Source organism: Clostridium sp. UBA7503 (assembly GCF_002477055.1).
Lineage (GTDB): Bacteria > Bacillota > Clostridia > Clostridiales > Clostridiaceae > Clostridium_J > Clostridium_J sulfidigenes.
The window spans coordinates 174,471-200,548 of sequence record NZ_DLNT01000047.1; the positions used below are offsets into that span (position 1 = coordinate 174,471).

Genomic DNA, 26,078 nt, shown 5'->3' on the forward strand with positions numbered 1-26,078 from the left:
ATGGGAAAAATTATACTTACAATAGTAATAACAGTATTGATGCTCCTATTTGCAATTTTCTATTTTGGAGGTATCATATTTGTTACCTTTGCAGAAGGAATAAAGTTATTGCCAATAATTTTGCTTTTAATTGCCATAGGTATAGGAGGAGCAATTATTTATAATATGATAGAAAGAATAAAGGAAATAAAAGGGGGAGACGAAAATGATATTAGTAAATACTAATTACATTGCAGGCAAAGAGTTAGAAATGCTAGGAATGGTTAAAGGGTCAGTGGTGTGGTCTAAAAATATAGGTAAGGACATTCTTAGTGGTCTTAAAACCGTTGTAGGTGGAGAGATAAAAGGTTATACAGAAATGATGAATGAAGCTAGAGCCATATCTACAAAGCGTATGGTTGACGAAGCAGAGGCTATGGGTGCTGATGCTATAGTAAATATAAGGTATGCAACAAGCTCAATAATGAATGGTACATCTGAAGTTATTTGTTATGGAACTGCAGTAAAATTTAAATAAAAATTATCTTAGATAGACTGAGTCAAATAAAAAATTTTGACTCAGTCTTTATTATTTATTGGCAAAATTAACGTTTCAACACGATATTAAAGTAGGACTACTAATATTCTTATAGCTTGTATATTATATTTATGTAATTTTAAATAGAGCCTAGAAATAAGAAGTTTAAATCTTTTTGTATAAATAAGCGTATATAAATAAAGGATATTTCTTAAGATATAGATATTAAGATTTAGAATATGAGTAAAGAGTTAATACGTTCTTAGATAACGATCTACCCTAAAGAACAACGACTTCTAAGTATCAAGAATACTGATACTTAGAAGTCTGTTAGTGAACTTCAATGGGGTAAAATTACATATGAAGCAAAGAACTCTATTTATATGAAATATGGAGGTATATATATGAAAAAGAATAAATTAAAATTGTTATGCGTTACTTTAGTTTTAACTACGGTAGTACTTTTTTCGGGGTGTAATAATATAAATACAGGTGAAAGTGAAAAAGACGAGAAAAGTGTTGAAGTAGGAAATACAGAAAATCAAGATAATGATGAAATTTCAGCAAGCACAGAAGATAAAGGGGAGATTACTAAAAAGCCTAGTGATTCTGTAAGGGAGCTTGAGTTTAAGGACAGTTATGAAAGATCTCCATATTATAATTCAAGTAAAAAATATCCTATTATCACTATTTGCAAATCAAAAGAATGTTTGAAGGAGCATGAAGGGAAGGTAAAAGGACTTACTGTAAGCATGCTGTCATGTGTAAACGAAACCCGTGACGTAGATGCAAGTAAATATGATGATGAATTTTTTTCTAAAAAAGCTTTAATTATTGTAACATTAGATGAATCAAGTGGATCTGTGAGGCATAAAGTAAAAAAGGTAATTAAAGAGGGCAATAATATTTCTATAGCAATTGAGAGAATGGTTCCTGGAATTGGAACTGCAGACATGGCAGAATGGAATATATATATTGAGTTAAATACTGAGGACGTAGATGAAAATGATATAGTGAATCTTGGTTTGACTAAAGGTCTAAACTAGTTCTTAAATTTATGGTGAACATGTAATTATATTAAGATTCATGCTCACCATTTTCATGTAATTATTTATAGTTCATATTTCTTTTATAGTTGGAAATTATAGAAAAGGTGAATTACTTTAAAATAAATGCGCTATAAAGATGGAAAAAGGTATATAATAAAAGGTAGAATAAATTTATTGAAAAAGGAAGAAATTTTAATTAGGAGAATTGTGAGAATGAAGTTTGATTTAGAGTTGAGAGAGATAAAGGATATATGTGGAAATGTTATTTTTAATAGAGCCATGGATATGTACCTTAGAAATAAAGTTAGAAGTATAAGGATCAATGAAAACTCTATAAATATATTATCAGTTACGGCCATAGTACAGTCAGCCTATGATGTAAATAATTATAAAACTAGTGTACTTATAAATAATAGAAATTTTAAATTATATCCCAACTGTAGTTGTGAAGCTTTTGCACAATATCATATGTGTAAGCATGTAGGAGCTGTACTTATAAAGTTAAATAAGGAAGGTGTAAGAGGACGGGGTATAAACATTCCTAAGTCTGGGGAAGAAGAGCTTCTTGAAACCTATAAAAGCACCTTTGACAAGACAATTAGAGGAGTTGAGAAGGAATCTCTAAATATGAATATTACCCTAGTGGTAGAGGATGAGCACTATGGAAGTAAGAAAAAAAGTTTTTATTTAGAGTTAAAGATAGGAACCAGCAGATTATATGTGGTAAAAAATATTCGTGAACTTATGGAGTGTATGTACACAAGTGGTGGAACTATTAATTTTGGAAAAGAGCTTCAGTATAATAACACTAAATATATGTTTAAAGATAAGGATCAAGAAATCATGAATATTATAAAGGAAGTTTATGATTTAAATTTAGAAGTAATGAATAGGGTATATACTAATCGTTCTATATTCTTTAGTGGAAAAAGGGTATTTCTTTCAGAAGGTCAACTTAAAAATATTCTAACCATTAAAAATGGAAATACCATCAATTTGGAATATAAGGAAGAGCAATATAAAGATATAACTGTTTCATTAGGAAATATGCCTACTAGTTTTTATATGTTCATGAAGGGAGACAATCTAAATATAGATATGAATGGTGAAATCTCACAGGCCATTTGTGAGAATACAGGACTTTATTATTTAAATAATACTTTATATCTATTGTCTGAAAAGGAAAAAAGTGATTTTATCCCACTTCATAGAGCATTTACGAAATCAAAAAATAATACTATATCCTTTAAAAAAAATAGTATTAAGGATGTGGCGAATTTTCTTCTACCTAAATTAAAGAGTATAAGCCCAATTGTTATTAAAGATGAAAGTGTAAAGGAACTTATAAAAGAGGAACCTTTAGTAACAGAATTTTACTTAGATAAGGATAAAGATAGAGTAACTTGTGATGTGAAATTTAATTATGGAGAAGAAAGCTTTTATTATAATTTAGAAAATGAAAGTGAAAATATCAAAGAAGAAAATCAACAATTATTAAATGAAAAAGAAGTGGGCGTATCTGAAGATATTAGTGAAGAGATAGTTATTAGAGATTTAGTGAAGGAAATAAAGACTATAGAGAAGCTTTATGGACTTGGATTTAAAAATATAGATAAAAGTTTTTATATTGAAGATGAAGACGAATTAGTGGAGTTTTTAACCTATGGTGTGGAGGAATTAGCTGAGGTAGGAGAGATTTACTACTCTGATAGCTTTAAGGAGATAAAAATATTAACGCCTAAATCCTTTAATTCTAGCATTCGATTAAATGATTTAGATCTTTTAGAGTTTAATTTCAATGTTGAAGGAATTTCTAAAGAAGAATTGAAGGCAACTTTAACTTCTATTAAACAGAAGAAAAAATACTATAAACTAAAGAATGGTTCTATAATTCCACTTCAGGGCAGTGAAATTATAGATATTTATTCTGTTATTGATAACTTTGACATATCAATTTCAAAGTTAGCTAGTGGAAGTGTAGAAATACCTAAGTATGCATCCTTATATATAGATGAAAAGATTAATAAGGGAGCATTGAATTTTATCACAAGAAATAGCGGTTTTAAAAATCTTATAGATAATATAAAAGATGTAAAAAGTAATGAATATAGAGTTCCAGGAGAACAAGGTGCAGTATTAAGAACTTATCAAGAAATTGGATTTAAGTGGTTTAAAACCTTATCTAAATGCGGATTTGGTGGAATTCTAGGAGATGAAATGGGACTTGGTAAAACCCTTCAAGCTATAACATTTATAAATTCAGAAAAATTAGAAGGAAATTTGAAAAATAAGGCACTAATTGTATGTCCTACTTCATTAGTTTATAACTGGGTTATGGAATTTGAAAAATTTTCTAAGGACCTAAGGATTGTAGCAGTAAGTGGAAGTAAAGCAGAGCGAGAAATATTAATAGAAAATATTGAGGAGTACGATGTAATAATTACATCTTATGCATTAATAAGAAGGGATTTTGAATATTATGAGAGGATGAAATTTGATATTTGTATTATCGATGAAGCACAATATATTAAGAATCCAACATCTTTAAATGCAGAATCTGTGAAGTCAATTCAAGCTAAGAGTAAATTTGCTATGACAGGAACACCAATAGAGAACTCACTTACAGAACTTTGGTCTATTTTTGATTTTATAATGCCAGGATATTTAAAAACCCATGGAAAGTTTAATAAAAACTTTGAATTGCCTATAGTAAAAGAAAAGAATGATAAAGCTTTAGAAGAATTATTGAAGCTTATAAAACCATTTATTTTAAGAAGATTTAAAAGGGATGTAGCTCTTGAACTACCACCAAAGATAGAACATAAAATAGTGGTGGACATGACTTCAGAGCAGAAAAAACTATACTATTCTTATGTAGATGCCTATAAAGAAGAGATGGAGCAAGAAATAAAGGAAAAAGGCTTTAACAAAAGTAGGATGAAGATATTATCGCTTATTACTAGACTTAGACAAATCTGTTGTGATCCCGCTTCATTTATAGAAAATTATAAAGGTGATAGTGGAAAGTATCACGCTCTTTATGACATTTTGGAAGAAGCTTTAGAGAACAATCATAAGGTACTATTATTTTCTCAGTTTACTACAATTCTAGGGAGTATAAGAGAAAAGTTAAATAAAAAGGGTATAAACACTATGTATTTAGATGGTTCTGTTCCATCTAAAGATAGAATGAACTTAGTTAAAGAGTTTAATGATGGGGAACCATCAGTATTTTTAATTTCTTTAAAGGCTGGGGGAACAGGACTTAATCTTACATCAGCTGATATGGTAATACATTTTGATCCATGGTGGAATCCAGCTGTGGAAGAACAGGCTGAGGATAGAGCACATAGAATTGGACAAATAAATACTGTGGAGGTAATAAAACTTATAGCCAAGGGAACTATAGAGGAGAAAATTTACAATATACAAGAAAAGAAAAAAGAAATCATAGATAAAGTAATAGATGGAGAAGAACATACGGAATTAACCTTATCTTCTATGAATAAAAAGGAACTAGAAGAGTTATTTTCATAATAAAACTCTATCTGAAAAGTGTTTACTACAGCGTATTTTAAGAAGATAATTACCAATTAATTATATTTAGACAATGGAATTTTTAGGTTTTCGAAGTAAGTCATTGAAAATATAAGGGATATGAAGTATAATTATATTGTGAAGAATAGTATTTAGATATAAGGTACTTAAAGTTTACAATATGAGAATTTAAAGGTTAAGAATTATCTTAGCCATAATTATATGTTATGTAATAAATATATTAAGAGGTATTTTTGCAAGGTTAAGATTTTTCTAACCTTGCATTAGTACTTAAATAGACAATTTAATTTAGGAGGGAGATACTACATGGGTAGACAAAATGCACTAGGTGAAGAAAAAATCACAAAATTATTACTTAAGTTTTCTATACCAGCCATCATTGGGATGTTGGTTAACGCACTATATAATATTATAGATAGAATGTTTATAGGACATATTCCAGAGGTAGGAAATTTAGCAATTACAGGTATTGGAGTAACTATGCCAATATCAACTATTATATTAGGCTTTGGTATGTTAGTTGGAATAGGTACTGCTACTACTATTTCAATTAGATTAGGACAAAATAAGAAAGAAGAAGCAGAGAAGATTCTAGGAAATGCTTTTACTTTAATTATAATCATTAGTTTAGCTATAACAGCTATAGGATTAATTTGGGGAAAGGATATACTAAGAATGTTTGGAGCTAGTTCAAACACCCTAGTATATGCTGAAGAATACATGCAAATTATATTTATAGGTACTATATTTAACATGTTAAGTTTTGGACTTAACCATACCATAAGAGCCAGTGGTAGTCCTAATATAGCCATGACATCTATGCTTATAGGTGCGATTACAAATATAATTCTTGACCCAATATTTATATTTTTATTAGGAATGGGAGTTAAAGGAGGAGCTATAGCCACAGTAATAGCCCAAATCGCTTCAGCTATATGGGGGGTAAGTTTCTTTTTAAGGGGAAATGCTAATCTTAGAGTTAAAGTTAAAAACTTTAAGCTAGAAAAGAAGTTGATACTAGCTATATTTGCTATAGGTATGTCGCCATTTAGTATGCAAATTGCTGCAAGTATAGTTCAAGTAATATCAAACAATGCTTTAAGGAGTTATGGTGGAGATTTAGCCATAGGAGCAATGACTATAATAAGTAGCATAACTATGATAATCCTTATGCCGATTTTTGGATTAAATCAAGGAGTACAGCCTATTATTGGATATAATTATGGAGCTAAAAAATATGATAGAGTTAAGGAGGCTATAAAGTATCCTCAAATAGCAGCTTTAATTATTGCTACCATAGGATTTTTAATGGTAGAACTTATTCCAGGAGTTTTAATAAAATCATTTAACTCAGATCCACATCTACTTTCAATAACAAAGTATGGAATGAGAATTTTCCTTTCTATGATTATTTTTGTAGGACCGCAGATAATAAGAACTAATTATTTCTCTTGTATTGGAAAAGCTAAGAAATCCATGTTTTTAAGTTTATTAAGACAAGTAATACTTTTAATACCATGCATTATAATTCTTCCTTTGATACCACTTCCTAATGGAGAAACTCTTGGATTAACAGGAGTATGGTTGGCAGGACCAACTAGTGATTTTATATCTGTTATAATCACTAACTTTATCTTTAAGCATGAAATAAAGAAGTTAGATGATCCTAACGTAGAAGATGGAGAAGTTATGGGAGAGGCCATTTAAGTTTGTTAATTTATATAAATGAAAAAACTGTTAGCATAATAGTATGTTAACAGTTTTTTATATTTTAATTATATGTCATATAGCTTTTAAACTATAGAAATACCACCTTCAACAAGAATATGTTGAGAAGTTACGTAGCTAGAAGCATCTGATGATAGATAAATAATTGTTCCATTAAGTTCACCTTTTTTACCTGGCCTTCCGGCAGGGGAAATAGCATTGTAAGCTCTAAGAAAAGGCTCATGATTAAAAAGAGTATTTTCTGTCATCTCAGATTCAAAAAGGCCAGGACCTATAGAATTAACTGTAATATTATCTTGCATATAGCTTGCAGCCATACCCATAGTTAAGCCTCTAACAGCTGCTTTAGAAGTATTGTAGGAGTGACGGAAAAGAGAAGGATCTTTGTCTGCAATAACAGCATTTATAGAAGCTATGTTAACAATTTTGCCATATTTCCTGTCTCTCATATGAGGAACTACATATTTACTCATTAAGAAAATTCCCTTAACGTTAATGTCCATAACTTTATCCCAAGCTTCAACAGACATATTTTCAACAGAACCTGCAGTTGCAACTCCTGCGTTATTAAGAAGAATATCAATTTGTCCAAAGTACTTTATAACCTCGTCTATTGCTGCTTTAACACTATCTTCATTAGCAACATCACATTGAACAGCTAGAGCTTTTCCACCATTATTTTGAATTTCTTTAACTACATTATCAAGTTTATCTTTTCTTCTTGCAAGTAGTGCAACACTAGCACCATATTCAGCATAAGCTCTAGCGGCATCAGCTCCTAGTCCACTAGAAGCACCTGTAACTATAGCAACTTTATTAGTAAGATTGAATAAATTGTTCATAACATCAAATCCTTTCTAAAATATAAATTTCTTGTAAATGCTATTAATAAACAAATATTATTAATTGACATTTACTTGCTATAATAATATAGTAGCATAAATATAATATATTGTAAATTAATTAATTATTTAACAAATAAATATAATGCTAAATTACATTTAGTATTATATTAGTCTAAGAGATTAATTGGTATTCAGTTGTAGATTTATAATACAAAATATTCTATAATTTTAATATACTCTTAAGTGTAAGGAGTTAGTTTTGAGGAAGAATGATTAATATTCGTAGAGCTAAAGTAGGAGAAGCTAGTATTTTAATAAATGTAGGTGAAATGTAGTTAGAGTATTTTTTCATTAATTCTGATTATATAGGAAAAAGGTGTAGAAAGTTATTATGGAATCATGCAATTGAGAATGCTAAGAGTCTTAACATAAAAGAACTTGAAATAGTAACAAGTCCAGAAGCTATAAATTTTTATATAAAGATGGGTGCTATAAAAAAAGGAGAGATAGAATATATTGTGAAGATAGGACGTAAAATTCCAAGACTAATTTATAAGGTAGAGAAATAATCGTTCTCTAAATAAATGATAATTGTGTTATAACGAAACTATAATTAATATATTAAAGTAGTGAAGATATTATAAGGAGGAGTAGAATTGAAATTTAAAATTAAAATTCTTTTAGGAATATGCTTAATGTTATTATTATATACTTTTAGTGGGTGTACATTGGATACAGGGAAAGCAGATATCTATGATAATAATGAAAGAATTGCAAAAGATGGAGATAGCTATAGTTATGTAGGTAGGAATGAATCGGGTTCTAAAAATGAAATTACCGTTAAATATGGGAAGTTTTCAGGATCAGACACAGTTTGGAATATAGAATCAGAGGGGCAAAGTGAAATTACCATTAAATATAATTCGAAGGTTGAGACTGGTGATTTTAAAGGAGTTTTAATTAGTCCAGAAAAACAGGTGGAGGATATACTAGTAGGCACTGAAACAGGGGAAAGAACAATAAAATTAACAGAGGGAAAATATAGATTTAAATTTGTAGGAAATAAAGCAAAGGGAAAGATTGAAATTTCAATTAAAACTGAAGAGGATGAACAGGTTAAGATAAGAAAAGTAGATAATGATTAGTATTAAATCGTTTATAAGGGCCATATGAGAATAATTAAGTTAAAAATCTTAATTAATTTCCATATAGTCCTTATTTATATTATTAAAGCTATTTTAACATAGAAAATTTGTTATATAAATTCTATTCTGATATTAAAGAAACCTTTTGTCTTATTAATGGTATTATCTTATTCACATCTTCTTTACCAGTATATATTACACGCATAACACCTTTTCCTTTGCAAGCATAGATTTCGTATCCATCACTTGTTTCTTGAACAATTAAAAGATCTAGCTCATCATCATGTAAAATAGGAGGCTTAGTATCATCTGATCTTGAGTCCTCACTATCCTTCCATAATTCTAAGAGGAGTTTTTTTGACATAGATTTAAATCTTACTTGATATACTTCATTATTTACTATAGCATCATGCGATTTTAAATAGGGTGTAGTAGGATTAGTCATTATAGTGCCTAATTCAAAACTAGTATACTTTAATGGCGCAAAAAAGGTTTTTTTCAAATTATAGCGACGATCATAATTAACTTCCCCAGAAGTGGAAATTGGAGTTTCTTCTAAAGTTTCTGAGTCTTCTATTTCCTTTAGTCTTATAATTGCCATGGAAGTGGTATTATCAGGAATAGCTTTTTCATCATTATAACCTGTAAACAATGATGTGAAGGTTAAAACTACTAAAGTTATTGAAAGTAGAATTAGACAAGAACTAATAAAAATAGATACTATATAATTAGACTTCCAAGGTGCATTATGATCCACAGAGGTTCCTTGTAAAAGGCACTTTCTAAGTTTGCCTATATATATAATTTCAAACAATCCATTAATAAAGGTTGAAATAATTATTAATTGGGAAAGAAGTTCTAGAAAACTCATATTTACTAAAACACTAACGTATCTTTTATCAATAAACATAGGGATGACTGCATAAAATGCAAATAGAATTGCAAAAGAAATAAGAAGTTGTATTAAAGCTTTTTTATAAAAGGGTTTTAATAGCTGTGCATATTCTTCAGGGATAATATGAACCTCTGTGGTATTGAATTCATAGGGTGATGAGAAAATATGAAAATTGTTATAGTTTGTAACATATTCCCATCCACGAGCTTTATACATTTTAGTTTGTTCTTCGCCCAATTCATCCTTTTCCTTAGACATTTCTATTCTATAGTACATATCCCTAGGTTCATCTTTATTAAATTTAGCGAAATATTTGCCTATTTTTTCTATGAAAAGTCCTTTTTTAGCCATGGAATTAAGCCAGCTTTCGGTAACACCAATTTTCCAAGGAGAGCCAGGTTTAAATTTATAAACAGATTTACTCAAAATTAAATCCTCCTAATAAGTATCAATAAGATATTACATATTAAATAAATTATACCAGTAAATTTCATAGAAGTTAATCTAAAGTTAATGAAAGTGTATTAATATTCTTAAAAATTATGAGTTTATGAAATGTACATTTATTATTTTAAATTTCTTAATACTTTTTTAGACAAATAAGTAAATCTGTATAATTACATTTTAATTGTATTAAACTATAATAATAAATAAGCAATCTTCATTAATTAATTTAACTAGAAAGTTGAGGTAATTATTATGAGTAAAAAATCAAATAAAAGTAGCATAAATCCTTTAGTGGCTATAGGAGCTATAGCAGGGGCAGCAACAATAGCTACTTTAGGAGCTAAAAAACTTAAGAACAAATCACAAAGTCAAGAGACGGAAATTGAATATATAGATCATTCAGGGAAACAAGTTTACTTTGTTGGAGGAGGTTTGGGTTCTTTAGCAGGAGCAGCTTATCTTGTAAGAGACTGTAATTTTAAAGGTGAAAACATTCATATTATAGAGGGAATGCAAATTCTTGGTGGTAGCAATGATGGCGCTGGGGATGTACAAAATGGTTTCCTATGTCGTGGCGGGAGAATGCTAAATGAAGAAACTTATGAAAATTTTTGGGAACTATTTTCAAGTATTCCATCTTTAGATATGGTAGGTAAAAGTGTTACAGAAGAAATACTTAACTTTGACCATTTACATCCAACTCATGCTCAAGCTCGCTTAGTAGATAAGTATGGTGTAATTCAAGATGTAAAAAGCATGGGATTCAACAATGAAGATCGTATGGCTCTTGGTAAATTAATGATTACTCCAGAAGAAAGTTTAGATGATATGACTATAGAGCAATGGTTTAGTCATACCCCTCATTTTTTTGAGACTAACTTCTGGTATATGTGGCAAACAACCTTTGCTTTCCAAAAGTGGTCTAGTCTTTTTGAATTAAAGCGTTATATGAATCGTATGATTTTTGAATTCTCTCGGATAGAAACACTAGAAGGGGTTACACGTACACCTTATAACCAATATGAATCTGTTATTTTACCGATAAAGGCATATCTAGATGAACATGGAGTTGATTTTAGTATAAATGCAACGGTAACAGATTTAGATTTTAAACCAGGTAATGAGATTACAGTAACAGCTATCCATGTAGAAGATAGAAATGGAGAAAGAGTTGTTGAATTAAATGAAGGTGATGTTTGTATCATGACTAATGGTTGTATGACTGATAGCGCAACTTTAGGTGATCTTCATACACCGGCAGCTTTTGATCCTAGTGCTCCAATCTCAGGTGAGCTTTGGAAAAAAGTTGCTAATAAAAAACCAGGACTTGGTAATCCAGATCCTTTCTTTAATCATCCAGATGAAACTAACTGGGAAAGCTTCACTGTAACTTGTAAAGGAAATAAACTATTAAAATTAATAGAGCAGATTTCTACTAATATTCCAGGTAGTGGTGCTTTGATGACTTTTAAAGATTCTAATTGGTTAATGAGTATTGTAGTTGCAGCTCAACCACACTTTAAAGCTCAAACAATGGATACAACTATTTTCTGGGGTTATGGGTTATATACAGATAAAGTTGGAGATTATGTAAAGAAACCAATGCGAGACTGTACTGGTGAAGAAATGTTAATAGAACTTTTACATCATTTACATTTAGAAGATCAGATAGATGAAATTATGGAAGATGTGGTGAATGTTATTCCATGCATGATGCCTTATATAGATTCTCAATTCCAACCTCATAAGATGTCTGATCGACCAAAGGTTGTACCAGAAGGATCAACTAATTTTGCTATGATTAGTCAATTTGTTGAAATACCAGAGGACATGGTATTCACTGAAGAATATTCAGTACGTGCAGCAAAAATTGCAGTATATACTTTATTCAAAGTGAAGAATAAGAAAATCTGTCCTGTAACTCCATATAAAAAGAATCCTAGGATACTAAAAGAAGCTTTAAAAACTTCTTATAGATAAACAGATTATCCATAGTCCATTAATGGTTATTATGGATAAAAACTTCCACTAAGTTAAAAAAACTAGTAGCTTCATTTGTGCTGAAGCTACTAGTTTTTTATTTTAGTATATTTATATTTGAATATGGTATTAATATCCTATACAATAAAATAAAGGAATGAGTTTGGGAAGAGAGAATTTATTTTATATGAAAGTAGTGATATGAGTGAATAATATTATTTTAATAGCAAAGTATTATTTTAAAGGGTCATCAAAAGAAAATGGTCTAACTACCAGTAAAGTTAGAGCATTTTCATCAAAGCTATATAAAACTATAGAAGATAAAAGTATTGATAATATTTTTAATATATGTGAACAGTTACTTGATGAACATAAATGGGAATTAGGGGTTATTGCATATGATTGGGCTTATAGAGTTAGGAATCAGTATAATACTGACACATTTTTTGTATTTGAAAGTTGGTTAAAGAAGTATGTTACAGGCTGGGGGGATTGTGATGATTTTTGCACCCATGCCTTTGGAGAATTATTAAGTCAAAATAATGAGCTATTTAAATACGTGATAATTTGGACAAATCATACAAATTTTTTTGTGAGACGTGCAGCAGCTGTTATCTTAATTTATCCTATTAAAAAAAATAAGTATCATGGAATCAATCCTTACCTAATTTCAGATATGCTAATGAAAGATGAACATCACCTCGTATTGAAAGGGTATGGTTGGATGTTAAAAGTGCTGTCACAGTTTGAACGAGATAAGGTATATGAGTACTTATTAAAGAATAAAAATATTATGCCCCGAGTAGCTTTTAGGTATGCTTTAGAGAAGGTTGATGAAGAAACTAGAAGAAGATTGATGACGAGTTAATATATATTACTATTATCTATAAGGTTATTATCATTAAAATATAAATTTTAAAATCATATTTTTATTTATTGACATTATCACTAATTAGTGATAAGTTTAAATTATGAAAGATATAAAGAAATTAATTAAAGAAAATAACTTAGACCTATCAACTTTAGTCGTATTTACTAGAGCAGAGCATGAAATTCATAAAAGGGAATTTCAAACTATAAAGGAAACTGGGCTTACAGTTACTCAGTTTGGAGTTTTAGAGGCCTTATACAATAAGGGAAACTTAAAAATACATGAGTTAATAGAAAAAATATTAACTACTTCTGGTAATATAACTGTAGTTATAAAAAATTTAGAGAAGGAAGGATTAGTAAAAAAGATTATAGATCCAAAAGATAAAAGAGTTGCTATAATCTCTATAACAGATAAAGGAAGAAAAATTATTGAAGACATTTTTCCAAAGCATATTAAAAATATTAGTAGGATTTTTAGTGTTCTAACGGATGAAGAAAAAATTATGTTAAAAAATATATTAAAGAAATTTAAAAACTTATAAAGAGTTTTTATAAAAATATATCACTAGTTAGTGATAAAAAGGAGGTTGTTATGTTAAAGAGAATAGACAGTAATAACATGGGGAAAAGTAACTATGGATGGTTAAAAGGGAATTTTCATTTTTCTTTTGCAGAGTATTTTAAACCAACAAATATTAATTTTGGTGTGCTTAGGGTACTAAATGATGAGGTTATGAAGGCGAATTCAGGATTTGACACTCATCCTCATAATGACATGGAGATTATAACTTATATTGTAAGAGGAGAATTAACTCATGGAGACAGTATGGGGAATACTAGGAGCTTAGAGAGAGGTCAAATGCAATATATGAGTGCTGGTACAGGAGTGTACCATAGTGAATTTAATCGTAGCAATGAGGATTTAAGGATTCTTCAAATGTGGATTATGCCTGATGAGAAAGGATATAAACCTAATTATGGAGATTATAAATTTAATTGGAAAGATAGAACTAACAATTGGCTTCAAATGGTATCTGGCACTTCAAAGGATGTGCCTATAACTGTTCATCAAGATATAAATGTATATACAACTTATTTAGAAAGGGATAGAGAGACATCCTTTAAGGTAAATAAAGGAAGGCAGGCATACTTAGTACAAATTGAAGGTAACTCAGAAATTAATAGTATACATTTAAATGAACAAGATGCCTTAGAAATAGTTGAAGAAAACATTGAAATTAAAGCTAATGAAAACTCACATTTAATAATAATAGAAATGAATAAAACAGAAGCAATATATATATGATAATCACAATATAAAATTTAAGAATAGTAAATAAAATTATGTGTTGCGTAATGCTACATAAAAGGTAGAAAAAGGAGAGATAGATATGAGTAAAGTATTATACATTAAAGCAAATATTAAGAAGGCAGGAGAATCAAGAACTTTTAAGGTATCAGATAGTTTTATAGAGGAGTATAGAAGTAATAATCCTAATGATGAAATAATTACTTTAGATTTATATAAAGAAAATATAGATTTTCTAAAACCAGAGGATTTAGGAGAAATATTTGGGGCTAAAAATGAAGAAAGTAGGAATAACCCAATATTGAAATATGCATATCAATTTGCAGAAGCAGATAAATATATAATTTCAGCACCGATGTGGAATTTAAGTATTCCTGCAATTTTAAAAGCGTATATAGATTATGTAAGTGTTACAGGGATAACATTTAAGTACACAGCAGAAGGGCCAGTTGGACTACTAAAGGATAAAAAGGCTGTACACATTGTATCTAGAGGAGGAGAATATGGGGATGCACCATATGAAATGGGGGATAAATATTTAAGAACAATCCTAGGATTCTTTGGAATTCAAGATATCAAGACTATTGCTGTAGAAGGTTTAGATGTCATTGGAGCAGATGTTCAAGGGAAAGTTGAACAAGGAATAAAAGTATCTGAGGATATTGCTAGGTTGTTTTAAAATTATATGTGTTAAAAAGCCATAATTAGTTTTATGGCTTTTTTATATGGCTTATATATTAATAAAAAATATGAAATGTATTTACTTTATTGCTATACCGTGGTAAAGTAATAAAGTAACAAATTAATAAATAAGTGGGGAGATAAGCAAATGAGTAAAATATTAAGATGTGTAATAATCTCTGTAATTATTGTAGTAATGGCATTATTAGTAGTAGGATGTAACAATAAGTCAAAGGATGTAATGGATAAGGAAACACTTATAATTGGTTTTGATGATACCTTTGTTCCTATGGGATTTAAAGATAATAATGGAGAAATAGTAGGATTTGATATTGATCTTGCAAAGGAAGTATTAAAAAGAATAGGTAAACAAGTAACTTTTCAGCCTATTGATTGGTCTATGAAAGAATCAGAGCTTAACTCAAGAAAAATAGATCTTATATGGAATGGTTATAGTATAACCAAAGAAAGAAAAGAAAAGGTGAATTTTACAAATCCATATCTGGAAAATAGACAAGTTATAATAACTTTAGCAAATTCAAAAATAAACGGTAAAGTTGATTTAAAAGGTATGAATGTTGGAGCACAAAATCAGTCTAGTGCAGTAGATGCAATAAACAAGGAAGAGGAACTTTTAAAAACCTTTAAGGATGGTAAGGTTTATACCTTTGAAACAAATAATGAAGCATTAATGGATTTAGAATCAAGAAGAATAGATGCTGTTGTAGCTGATGAGATTTTAGCAAGATATTATATAAACAAAAAAGGTGAAGGTAAATATAAAATATTAAATGATGATTTTGGAGATGAATCTTATGGTGTTGGTATACGAAAAGGTGATGAAGAATTGCTTGAGAAGCTTAATCAAGCCTTTGATGATATAAAAAAAGATGGTACAGCCAAGAAAGTTTCTGAAAAGTGGTTTGGACAAGACATAATTAAATAGGAGTGTATTTATATGAATAATTTGATTACCCTAGTACCACAAGTATTCCAAGGATTAAAAGTAACCATTGAGGTATTTATATTAACACTTGTAATATCAATACCTCTTGGAATACTAGTTGCACAGGGACGATTATCTAAAAATAAAATATTGAACAAAATAACAAGGGGGTACATTTTAATTATGAGAGGAACCCCTCTACTCCTACAAGTTGTATTTATATTTTTTGGTTTACCTATTATTGGGATAACCTTTAACAGATTTTCCGCTGCTATATTAGCATTTACTCTTAATTATGCAGCATATTTTGCAGAAATATTTAGAGCTGGAATAATTTCTATAGAGGAAGGACAATACGAAGGAGCTAAAGTTCTTGGCTTTTCTCAAAAATACATATTTTTTAAAATAATTCTTCCACAAGCTATTAAGATAATACTTCCTGCTCTGGCAAATGAGAGTATTACCCTTGTAAAGGATACTGCTTTAGTGTATGTAGTTGGATTAGATGAACTACTAAAAGTTGGGAAAATAGCATCTAATACAGAAGCTTCTCTTATGCCCCTTTTAATAGTAGGAATGATATATTTACTTTTAATTGCATTATTTGGTGAAATCTTTAAAAAGTTAGAAAAAAGGTATAGCTACTATCAATAGAGGAGGTATATTGTGCTTAGAGTAATTGGATTAGAAAAAAGTTTTGGTGATAGTAAAATTCTAAAAGGTGTAAACCTTGAAATAAAAGAAGGGGAAATCACTGTTATAGTAGGACCTTCTGGTGGTGGTAAAACCACCCTTCTTAGGTGTATAAGTGGGTTAACTAAACCTGATAAGGGTTCTATAATAATAAACAACAAGTATTCATACAAAGATGGAGAAGAGGCTCAAAGAAAGGAAGGGTTGGAAATAAGAATGGATGTGGGGCTAGTATTTCAAAATTTTAATTTATTCCCACATATGAATGTTTTAGAAAATATCACAGAAGCTCCAAGGGTAGTATTGGGAGTTAGTATTGAAGAAGCTAAAAATAAAGGTAAAGAAATATTAGGTTTTTTAGGACTAACAAATAAAGAAAATAGCTATCCATTTCAACTTTCGGGGGGACAAAAACAGCGAGTTGCCATAGGAAGGGCCCTTGCAATGAATCCAAAACTTATATGTTTTGATGAACCAACCTCTGCCCTAGATCCAACCATCACTGAAGAAGTAGCAAATCTTATAAAAAAATTAAGTATTGAAAAGGCCATGACAGTTTTAATTATTACTCATGATATGACTTTTGCAACTATAGTAGCGGATAGAATTTTATCTATGGATAATGGAGTATTAAAAAATGAACATATGTATATTTAAAGTGAGGATAATCTCTTTATGAAGAGATTATCCTTATTTTGTTTATTATTAGAGAAAGTTTGATATGAAAATATGTAATGTACAAGTTGTATCTGTAATTAAAGTAGAAGTTAGAGCTTTTCATGGAATTCTTACAATAATGGTATGCACTGTAATTCTAGATGCATTAGCGTATATCATTAAAAAGACAACTGATTTAATTTAAATAAAATGAAAGAAAGTATTAATATGGCAGATTTAAGTTCATTCAAATGTCATAAATTACTATTAAAAATTTTAGCTATAATTTTTGTAGCTTTTAAAAGCATATCATCATTAATATGAGAATCAGTTTTCATTTAATTTCTCTAGATGAATTTAAAATATTCACTAATAAGGCATCTTCCAAAAATAAATAAGTCAGAATGCTCGTCTATTTTGTGTTATACTGCGTCAACAGAACCATTAGATAATGCTACTATCTGCGGAACCTGTTTTCTTGTCTAATTCAAAATATACTTCCCATCTTTGACTTATTATTTATTTTCTTATGCCTAAATTCACATTTTCCACAAAATTATTTATCTATAGTATTATATAAAAATTAAAATAATACAAGCTTGCAAATCACTTAATATGATAAAAATATAATGAAAAACGATAAAAAAATATTGTAATTGATGAAATAATTTTATATAATAACATTATAAAAGAATCGAAAATTATTTTAATGGATGTAACTTTTATAAAATATACAATAAGTTCAAGGCCATTAAAATTAAGAAAAGATATAGTGTTTTATTATTTTGACAAAATAATTTCTGTGTCTGATAGTATCTATAATATTAAAAAAGCTACTGCAACTAAAGAAGAAAATGACTAGATTTAGATTGAAAAAGATTTTCAATTTGCAATTTTTAATGGTTTACGTAAAATACTTAAATGCAGATTAGAAAAGACTTTAGGGAGTAAAAAAATAAAGTCATTTAGAGAATGGAGAATAAAGATGAAAAAGTCAATAATTAAAAAATATGATATTGCAATTATAGGATTAGGACCTGCTGGGTCTACACTGGCACGATTACTTTCTAATGAATATAAAATTATTGCTATCGATAAAAAAAGTTCTAATGAAAAAGGGTTTCAGAAACCTTGTGGTGGACTGCTTTCTTCAGCCGCGCAGAAAGCATTAATAGAGTTAGATATGACACTTCCCAAAGATGTTATGGTAGACCCACAGATTTTTGCAGTTAAAACAATAGATATGAAAAGTAATCTTATTCGTCATTATCAACGATTTTATATTAATCTTAATAGACACAAATTTGATTTATGGTTGGAATCACTTATTCCGAATCATGTAGAGATTCACAGTAATTCTCGTTGTTCTTGTATTGAAAAAACATTAGGAGGTTATCAAGTAACTTTCTATGAAGATGGTATTAAGCAGGTTATTCTCGCAACATATCTAGTTGGTGCAGATGGTGCAAATTCCTTAGTACGCCGCATCATATACCCAAAAAAGAAAATACGAACTTACATGTCAATTCAACAATGGTTTCCAGAGACACATTCTAATCCGTTTTATTCTTGCATTTTTGACCCAGAGAATACAGATTGCTGTTCATGGTCCATTTCCAAGGACAATCAGTTTATTTTTGGTGGAGCATTTCCTATGGATAATGCTAGACAACGATTTGAAAATCAGAAAAAAAAATTGGAGAAGCTTGGATTTCAGTTTGGAGATCCTATGAAAACCGAAGCATGCATGGTTTTACGACCATCATCATTCTATGATTTTCGCTGTGGTAGAAATAATGCATTTTTGATTGGTGAAGCTGCGGCATTCATCAGCCCTAGTTCACTAGAGGGAATTAGTGTGGCTATTAATAGTGCACGGGCTTTAAGTGAAGTTCTAAACATTCATAGCAAAAATGTAAATGAAAAATATAGGTTGAAAACTTTTAATATACGTTTAAAAATTTTTTTAAAACTACTGAAATGTCCATTTATGTATAATTCATTTTTACGTAAACTTGTATTGAAAAGTAGATTGCAAAGTATTAATATTGATTCAGGAAAATAGTAAAAACTTAATTGGAGAAAGTAGATATTTAAAGGGAAAAATAGAATAAAATTAAAAGCTAGTAGGGTTCATTTAAAAATCCTTACTAGCTTCTTTCTCTTTTGTATAGCACATAATTTGGAGAATAAATCTTACTAAATTATAGATATTTAATCTTTATTATATACATTAAATGTAAAAATATAGATAATAATAAAAATCTTTTCTTATTTTATAGAATTATTAATCAATTTCCTTAAGTTCATCTTCCTTTCAAAATTTGTAGAAGTTCTTCTTTGCGTGAATCTACTAATCTTAACAATGATTCTGTTACTAATCTAGATGTATTTGGTCCCGTAGTGACAGTTCCGTTTAATTTTCTTTTTTTCTTCAATGTAAATCACCTCAAATTAATTATTGTCAAGTAAAGAAGAGTTTATAACATATCTATAGATTTTATAGAATTTGTTTTAAAGTAAAAAGAGAAAAATATAACTGAATATACCTACTCTTTATATTTGCCGTGAAAAATTTGTCAAAAATAATTCTAAAGTTTAATATAATATTTGCGTTTTCATTTTTATAAAAATCTTATACCCCCTTTAATTATCTAATATTATTAAAAATATTAAGTTAGGTGACAATAATGAAAGACTAATGTAATAGATGTAAATATGAAGTTAGTTATAAAAAACATATAATTTACTTAAAAGAAACTATAGGAGGATATAAAATGAAAAAATTAATAGGAATTATTGTAAGTATAATAATAGTAGGTGGAGTTTTATTGTTAGTAAGTTCTAACGGTATAATTAATCTAGGTTCAACAAAGTATTACGTTAAAACTGTCAGTGAATATAAGGATAGAACAAGTGAGAATAGTGGAGGATACAATACGTATGAGTATAAAATAAATGGGTATGATAAGGATGGAAATGAGAAATTAATTACATTTACAACGTCAAAGATACTAAAGGTTGATAGATATTTAAAGGTATATGTTAAGGGTGAAAAAACAAAGAGTTATGAAGAAGTTGAAATAAAAGAACTACCCGATAAGGTAAAAGAAATCTATAAATTAAATTAGTTTACTATTCAATATTTTTATTTGAGAAAGAAATTATGTTAATATAGGGCTAGAGAAAAACATAATTTTTAGGGGATGAAGATACAATGAACGCAATTAATCACTTTAAGACTATAACAAAACATAAGTTATTAGTTATGAAATACTGCTTTAAGGTGGGGTTATATAAACAAGGAATATTACATGATCTTTCTAAGTACTCTTGGGTAGAATTTTCAGCAGGAGTAAAGTATTACAGAGGAGATGTTAGTCCTAATGGAATACAAAAGAAGGTGGAAGGATATTCTAAGGCTTGGCTTCATCATAAGGGAAGAAATAAGCATCACTTAGAATATTGGATTGATTATGGTACGAAAATACAAGATGGAATAGTTGGTATGAAAATGCCCAATAATTATGTAGTTGAAATGTTTATTGACAGAATTTGTGCTTGTATGAATTATGAGAAAGAGAAGTATAAAGATAATTCGGCCTTAATATATTATGAAAGGGGTAAGGATTATCAAATTATTCATGAGAAAAGTAGGGAATTATTAGAGTTTTTACTTAATAAGTTAGCAAGTGAAGGTGAACAGATAACTCTAGATTATATAAAAAAACAGATTTTAAAATAACATAATAAAGCCATCTGAAAGGAGAAATTACTCCTTTCAGATGGCTTTAATTTTTTAGTTTTTAAATTTTGTACCCTTAGGATAGATTATTTCTATGCTACCATCACTGCTACCAGTCATGTGACCTGCATTAGATTTAAAGAGGGTTTTCCCTTTAAAGCAATCAAATTGAGACATTGTACCATAGGAGCTAAGAAGAATAACCTTTTGGTTTTCGTCATAAGTATAGTTAATATATAGTTTGTTATCCTCAAGTTTTGCTGTAACTATAGGGTTTTTAAAATAATTAAGATTTATATAGTCCACTTCATTGCAGGGAAGATGGTATTTTACAATAATATTTTCATAAACTTCTTCTATTGAGGAGTCGCTATAGCGAGTAGTAAAAATATTTTCTTCATCTTCATTAAATTGAGTTACTATTTCAATAGGGATATCAGTGTTAAGATTAGTTAGAGATACTTCTATTTCTTTTTCTTCAAAATTTTTAATGGGGTTGTCATTAACAGAGTCTATGGAATCAAATCCCATTTCCCTAGTGCTATTGTATGGATAATTATGGGTAAAAACACTTAAAGATATCACAATGATAAAACAGAAAAGGGCAATTCCACATAAAATAAATCCAGATTTAGTTGTATTTTTAGTCTCAGCTTTATAATATACTATAGTATTATTTATAACTACAGACAAAATAAGTAAAATCATTAATGTTATAGTACACTTTACAACAAACATACCAAGGGAAGGTTCTTTAGTCCAAAAGCTAAAAAGATTTCCAATAGTAATGAACAGAGCTCCATTGTTAAAAAATGCAGCAACTACAAACATTATGAAAGTAATATAGAAATAAATATGAAATTTTTTACTCAAAACATTGATTAACAAAGTCAGGGCAATTAACATGGAGCCATAGAGTAAATTAACTATAAAACCAGAGATTAAGAAAGGTAAATTTATAGGATAAGCAAAAGATATATTAGAATTTAAATTTCCAATTAATGCCCAAATGTTATATTGAATTAGGTATAAAAGTAAAGAAGTTACTGACACTTTTAATAGAGTAATGTAGTTAAACAGAGCATAAGACATAAATCTTGTTTTATTATCCTGGGGAAAAGCTTGATGTTGATTATTGAAGGAGTTATACCACAATAAAGTTCCGATGCTTATACTAATTGCCAGGAAAAGACCATTAGTGGTATAGGTCTGTAGACTATAGGTAGTTACATCTTTAGAATAAATGAAAATATCCATAAGAGTTGCACTTAAATCAATTGCAAAAAAGGATGCAAGGAGTATATAAATTATCCAAAGTGCCTTTTTATGCTCTTTTGAGCGTATTTTATATAGATTATTAATATTTTTTAATTGTCTTTTATCCATAACTCCTCCATGCCTCCATTATAATTATTTTCAGTCAGATAAATATATAGCTCTTCTGGACTAATTCTTGAAATTTTCAAATTGTTAGTTGATATCTCTATCTCTAAAGATTCTGTAATTAAGCCTTCTATTATTGCAAAGGAGGTTATGTTACTAAAATCTTTATATAATACTTTTTTATCTTTAATGAAATTTACTAAATTATCAGGATTTCCATCTACTCTATAGGCAGACTCTTTTATAGTATCCATAGCTTCATATAAAACTAAAGACCCATTATTAATTATTACTAGTTCTGAAAGAATATTTTCCAACTCCGATAAAATATGGCTAGAAATAATTATAGTTCGTGGATGTTCTATATAATCACGTAGTATGATATCATAAACAGCTTTACGAGTTTTAATATCCATGCCTAAAATTGGTTCATCAAACATGGTAACCTTGGCACGACAGGAAATACCACATATAAAGTTAAATAAGCTTCTCATACCTTGAGATAAATTTTTATACTTAATTTTCATTTTAAGATTAAAATGTTTCAAAAGGTTTTCTGCAAACTTAAGGTCAAAGTTAGGGTACATAATATTATAATACTCAACAATTCTACCTAGACATAAGTTAGATTCATAGGACATATTATGATAGCTATATATAATTTCTTCTAATACCGATAAATTATCCATGGGTTCTTCGCCTAAAACCATTAATTCTCCTTCAGTTTTCTCAATTAGACCTGCACATAGTTTCATAAAAGTAGTTTTTCCTGAGCCATTACTACCGATTAAACCTATGAGTTGATTTTCATTAATTTCTACAGATAGATTATCTATAGCCACCTTAGATTTATATCTTTTAAAAAGATTTCTAGCTATAATGCAAGAAGTCATATTATTTATCCTCCTTATAGTGTTTTTTTATACTTTCAAGTACATAATTTTGAGATAAGTCTAATTTTTTTGCTGTATTGACTAGATCTTTTACCAGTTTTTCAAAGGTTTCATTTTTCCGTCTATTCATAATTTTTTTCTTTGCATTGGGAGTTATAATCATAGCTAATCCTCTTTGTTTTTCAAGAATCCCTCTTCCTACTAATAAATTAATTCCCTTAGCTGCAGTAGCAGGGTTAACTGTAAGCTCTTTGGCAATTACTAATTGAGAGTAGCAGGTACCACTTTCTTCTAAAGTTCCACTAAGAATATCATCTTCAATAGCATTTGCAATTTGAACATATATAGGAACTAGGCTATTTACATCTATTTTCAAGGGTAAACCTCCTTTGTTTCAGGAACTACATTACATGAGTAATGTAGTATTGTGCTTTTAGTATATTATTATTAGGAATTAATGTCAATATGTTTTTAAAAAATAATTAAAATATAAAACGATAATACTTTTATAATATAAATTCAAAACCTATAAAAATGAATATAAAATGAACAGAAATGTGAATATACAGATGTAATATAGAGAAATAATAAGAAATAAGGGGAAAAAAGGCGAATATGATACTTTATTTTTTTGTGATTTTATAGTAATATAATTATAGAATATCGATAAATTTTGATTCTTAAAGTCAAAATTTGTTGGATTTATATCTAAAATCTTAAAGTACATAGGACAAGTTATTATTTATATGTGTAAAGGAAATTTATAAGTATAATATACAATATAAAATTGTTATGAAATAAATAAAGAAACTGCTAAGATAGAAATGCTGAAAATTAAAGAATTTAGGCCGTAAAATGGCTAAAATTTTTTTATATGCCTGAAAACGTTTAAAGAGTGATAAGGACTATAATCTTAAATTAAAGCATAAAAATTCTTAATTCATAGATAATTATACAAAAATACATGAAAAATTCTCATTATTTCATAAAAATGTGTATATTTAAGAGTATGTTACTAATACAAAATCTTTATTAGCTTATAAATAAAATGTTAACTATGGCTTAAAGTAGATATAAATAATTTAAGCTACTATATGTGGCAAGCACTAATACTAAATTATTGGAGGGATTTACATGGCAAAGAAAAAAAGGAAATTATCATTTCCAACTGCTTTTACAGTATTAATTATAGTATTGCTTTTAGCAGCAGCACTAACTTATGTAATACCAGCTGGTTCATATTCAAAGTTATCTTATAATGCAGATAGCACTGTGTTTGAGATTACTGCTCCAAATGGAGATATAAAAGAAATGCCTGGTACTCAAAAAACTTTAGATGAACTTAAGGTTACTGGTGACATTTCTAAATTTGCAGATGGTAGTATTAATAAACCAGTAGCTATACCAGGTACTTATGAAAAAGTTAAACAAAGTCCACAAGGTATAATTGATATAATTCTATCACCTATTAAGGGAGTATATGATACTATAGATATAATTTTATTTGTATTTATTATAGGTGGAGTTATCGGAGTGTTAAATAACATTGGTGCATTTAATGCAGGTATTGCAAGTCTTTCGAAATTAACTAAAGGAAAAGAATACATATTGATAGTATTTATTACTTTCTTGATTTCTCTTGGAGGTACTACTTTTGGACTGGCAGAGGAAACAATAGCTCTGTATCCAATAATGGTTCCGGTATTCTTAGCTGCAAACTATGATGTTATGGTATGTATTGCAGCAATATACATGGGTTCTTCTATAGGAAGTATGTTCTCAACAGTAAACCCATTCTCAGTAGTTATAGGTTCTAATGCTGCTGGAATAAGCTTTACAAATGGGCTTAACTTCAGAATTATTGCTTTTGTTCTTGGTACTTTAATTACTATAATATATATCTTAAGATATGCGAAGAAGGTTAAAGCAGATCCAAGTAAATCATTAACATTTGCAGACAAAGAAAAAATTGAAGCTAAATTTGCTAGTCAAGGAGAAGCACCAGAATTAACTTTAAGATTTAAAATTATATTGTTAATATTTCTTTTAACCTTTGTAGTTATGATTTATGGAGTTTCTTCTTTGGATTGGTGGTTCGCAGAAATGACAGCTCTATTTTTAGTAACTGGTATAATTATTGGATTCCTATCAAAATTAGGGGAGAAAGAGTTTGTAAACCAATTCGTAACTGGAGCTGCTGATTTAATGAGTGTCGCATTAGTTATAGGGGTTGCTAGAAGTATTAACCTTGTATTAGAAAATGGTATGATTTCTGATACAATACTTAATTTCTTCTCTAACGCTATAGCGGGTATGAATGGAAATATATTTATAGTATTAATGCTTTTAATATTTATAGTACTTGGATTCTTTATTCCTTCTTCATCAGGTCTAGCTGTTCTATCCATTCCAATTATGGCTCCTCTTGCAGATTCAGTTGGACTTTCAAGAGATGTTATAATTTCAGCCTATGTATACGGATTGGGGTTAATTTCATTTATTACTCCAACAGGATTAATCCTTGCAACTTTAGAGATGGTTGATGTAACTTATGATAAATGGTTAAAATTCATCATGCCTCTAATGGGATATATAGCAGCATTTAGTGCAATAATGCTATTAATACAAGTTAACTTTTAATATGAAATAGTAAAAATTTTAAAATTTTAAAATATACCACCTAGAATAGGTTAATTATAGTCTATTTTAGGCGGTATTTTTTATATATGATAGT

General features: G+C 28.8%; 24 protein-coding genes. 19 read left to right on the forward strand and 5 right to left on the reverse strand.

Annotated elements, in window-relative coordinates; genetic code table 11:
• The 5 genes from B3630_RS14575 (at nt 1) to B3630_RS14595 (ending at nt 6,831) form a co-directional block, all read left to right on the forward strand.
• A complete protein-coding gene (locus B3630_RS14575; protein ID WP_346886725.1) occupies nt 1-225 on the forward strand; it encodes a hypothetical protein in 225 nt (74 codons plus the stop codon).
• Entirely contained in the window at nt 206-517 is a 312-nt protein-coding gene (locus tag B3630_RS14580) for a YbjQ family protein (RefSeq protein ID WP_346899391.1), read from the forward strand. Before B3630_RS14575 ends, B3630_RS14580 begins: the two co-directional genes overlap by 20 nt.
• Nucleotides 518-921: 404 nt before the next feature.
• On the forward strand, nt 922-1,563 hold the full coding sequence (locus tag B3630_RS14585) for a hypothetical protein (protein ID WP_346899393.1): 642 nt from the start codon (nt 922-924) through the stop codon (nt 1,561-1,563).
• Between the two features lie 216 nt (nt 1,564-1,779).
• Nucleotides 1,780-5,103, forward strand: coding sequence for a DEAD/DEAH box helicase (locus B3630_RS14590; RefSeq protein WP_346899395.1), 3,324 nt, complete (start codon nt 1,780-1,782; stop codon nt 5,101-5,103).
• A gap of 327 nt (nt 5,104-5,430) precedes the next feature.
• Complete coding sequence (locus B3630_RS14595; protein WP_346899397.1) at nt 5,431-6,831, forward strand: MATE family efflux transporter; 1,401 nt, start codon at nt 5,431-5,433, stop codon at nt 6,829-6,831.
• A gap of 86 nt (nt 6,832-6,917) precedes the next feature.
• Here the strand turns inward: B3630_RS14595 and B3630_RS14600 are convergent, their stop codons facing one another.
• Nucleotides 6,918-7,694, reverse strand: a complete 777-nt coding sequence (locus B3630_RS14600) for an SDR family NAD(P)-dependent oxidoreductase (protein ID WP_346899399.1) — start codon at nt 7,692-7,694, stop codon at nt 6,918-6,920.
• Between the two features lie 659 nt (nt 7,695-8,353).
• Between B3630_RS14600 and B3630_RS14605 the strand changes: the two genes are divergently transcribed.
• Complete coding sequence (locus B3630_RS14605) at nt 8,354-8,842, forward strand: hypothetical protein (RefSeq protein WP_346899401.1); 489 nt, start codon at nt 8,354-8,356, stop codon at nt 8,840-8,842.
• 121 nt (nt 8,843-8,963) lie between these two features.
• Here B3630_RS14605 and B3630_RS14610 read toward each other — a convergent pair whose 3' ends face one another.
• Nucleotides 8,964-10,163: a DUF2812 domain-containing protein gene (locus tag B3630_RS14610; protein WP_346899403.1), complete on the reverse strand. Its 1,200-nt coding sequence runs from the start codon at nt 10,161-10,163 to the stop codon at nt 8,964-8,966.
• A gap of 273 nt (nt 10,164-10,436) precedes the next feature.
• Here B3630_RS14610 and B3630_RS14615 point away from each other — a divergent pair, with 273 nt between their 5' ends.
• The 12 genes from B3630_RS14615 to B3630_RS14670 all read left to right on the forward strand — a co-directional run bounded on the left by B3630_RS14615 (nt 10,437) and on the right by B3630_RS14670 (nt 21,068).
• Nucleotides 10,437-12,164, forward strand: coding sequence for an oleate hydratase (locus tag B3630_RS14615; RefSeq protein ID WP_346899405.1), 1,728 nt, complete (start codon nt 10,437-10,439; stop codon nt 12,162-12,164).
• Between the two features lie 205 nt (nt 12,165-12,369).
• On the forward strand, nt 12,370-13,032 hold the full coding sequence (locus B3630_RS14620) for a DNA alkylation repair protein (RefSeq protein ID WP_346899407.1): 663 nt from the start codon (nt 12,370-12,372) through the stop codon (nt 13,030-13,032).
• Between the two features lie 103 nt (nt 13,033-13,135).
• The gene (locus B3630_RS14625; protein WP_346899409.1) at nt 13,136-13,579 is read left to right on the forward strand and encodes a MarR family transcriptional regulator; all 444 of its coding nucleotides are present in this window, start codon (nt 13,136-13,138) and stop codon (nt 13,577-13,579) included.
• Between the two features lie 50 nt (nt 13,580-13,629).
• Nucleotides 13,630-14,343: a pirin family protein gene (locus B3630_RS14630; RefSeq protein ID WP_346899411.1), complete on the forward strand. Its 714-nt coding sequence runs from the start codon at nt 13,630-13,632 to the stop codon at nt 14,341-14,343.
• Nucleotides 14,344-14,428: 85 nt separating this feature from the next.
• Complete coding sequence (locus tag B3630_RS14635) at nt 14,429-15,025, forward strand: FMN-dependent NADH-azoreductase (RefSeq protein ID WP_346899413.1); 597 nt, start codon at nt 14,429-14,431, stop codon at nt 15,023-15,025.
• Between the two features lie 150 nt (nt 15,026-15,175).
• Complete coding sequence (locus B3630_RS14640) at nt 15,176-15,973, forward strand: amino acid ABC transporter substrate-binding protein (RefSeq protein WP_346899415.1); 798 nt, start codon at nt 15,176-15,178, stop codon at nt 15,971-15,973.
• A gap of 12 nt (nt 15,974-15,985) precedes the next feature.
• Nucleotides 15,986-16,627 carry an amino acid ABC transporter permease gene (locus tag B3630_RS14645; protein ID WP_346899417.1) on the forward strand — a complete coding sequence of 214 codons (642 nt, stop codon included), beginning with the start codon at nt 15,986-15,988 and terminating at the stop codon, nt 16,625-16,627.
• 12 nt (nt 16,628-16,639) lie between these two features.
• A complete protein-coding gene (locus B3630_RS14650) occupies nt 16,640-17,323 on the forward strand; it encodes an amino acid ABC transporter ATP-binding protein (RefSeq protein WP_346899419.1) in 684 nt (227 codons plus the stop codon).
• 64 nt (nt 17,324-17,387) lie between these two features.
• The gene (locus B3630_RS14655) at nt 17,388-17,528 is read left to right on the forward strand and encodes a hypothetical protein (protein WP_346899421.1); all 141 of its coding nucleotides are present in this window, start codon (nt 17,388-17,390) and stop codon (nt 17,526-17,528) included.
• A 780-nt stretch (nt 17,529-18,308) separates the two neighbouring features.
• On the forward strand, nt 18,309-19,388 hold the full coding sequence (locus tag B3630_RS14660; RefSeq protein WP_414633017.1) for an FAD-binding protein: 1,080 nt from the start codon (nt 18,309-18,311) through the stop codon (nt 19,386-19,388).
• Between the two features lie 712 nt (nt 19,389-20,100).
• The gene (locus tag B3630_RS14665; protein WP_346899423.1) at nt 20,101-20,454 is read left to right on the forward strand and encodes a YxeA family protein; all 354 of its coding nucleotides are present in this window, start codon (nt 20,101-20,103) and stop codon (nt 20,452-20,454) included.
• Between the two features lie 86 nt (nt 20,455-20,540).
• Entirely contained in the window at nt 20,541-21,068 is a 528-nt protein-coding gene (locus tag B3630_RS14670; RefSeq protein ID WP_346899425.1) for a DUF5662 family protein, read from the forward strand.
• A gap of 54 nt (nt 21,069-21,122) precedes the next feature.
• Here the strand turns inward: B3630_RS14670 and B3630_RS14675 are convergent, their stop codons facing one another.
• From B3630_RS14675 to B3630_RS14685, 3 genes are read right to left on the reverse strand one after another with little or no spacing between them, the layout of a single operon-like run.
• A complete protein-coding gene (locus tag B3630_RS14675; protein ID WP_346899427.1) occupies nt 21,123-22,454 on the reverse strand; it encodes a hypothetical protein in 1,332 nt (443 codons plus the stop codon).
• Complete coding sequence (locus B3630_RS14680; RefSeq protein ID WP_346899429.1) at nt 22,436-23,344, reverse strand: ABC transporter ATP-binding protein; 909 nt, start codon at nt 23,342-23,344, stop codon at nt 22,436-22,438. Before B3630_RS14680 ends, B3630_RS14675 begins: the two co-directional genes overlap by 19 nt.
• Before the next feature lies 1 nt (nt 23,345).
• Nucleotides 23,346-23,720: a GntR family transcriptional regulator gene (locus tag B3630_RS14685; protein ID WP_346899431.1), complete on the reverse strand. Its 375-nt coding sequence runs from the start codon at nt 23,718-23,720 to the stop codon at nt 23,346-23,348.
• 758 nt (nt 23,721-24,478) lie between these two features.
• Between B3630_RS14685 and B3630_RS14690 the strand changes: the two genes are divergently transcribed.
• Nucleotides 24,479-25,984, forward strand: a complete 1,506-nt coding sequence (locus tag B3630_RS14690; RefSeq protein ID WP_346899433.1) for a YfcC family protein — start codon at nt 24,479-24,481, stop codon at nt 25,982-25,984.
• The last annotated feature ends 94 nt before the right edge of the window (nt 25,985-26,078 follow it).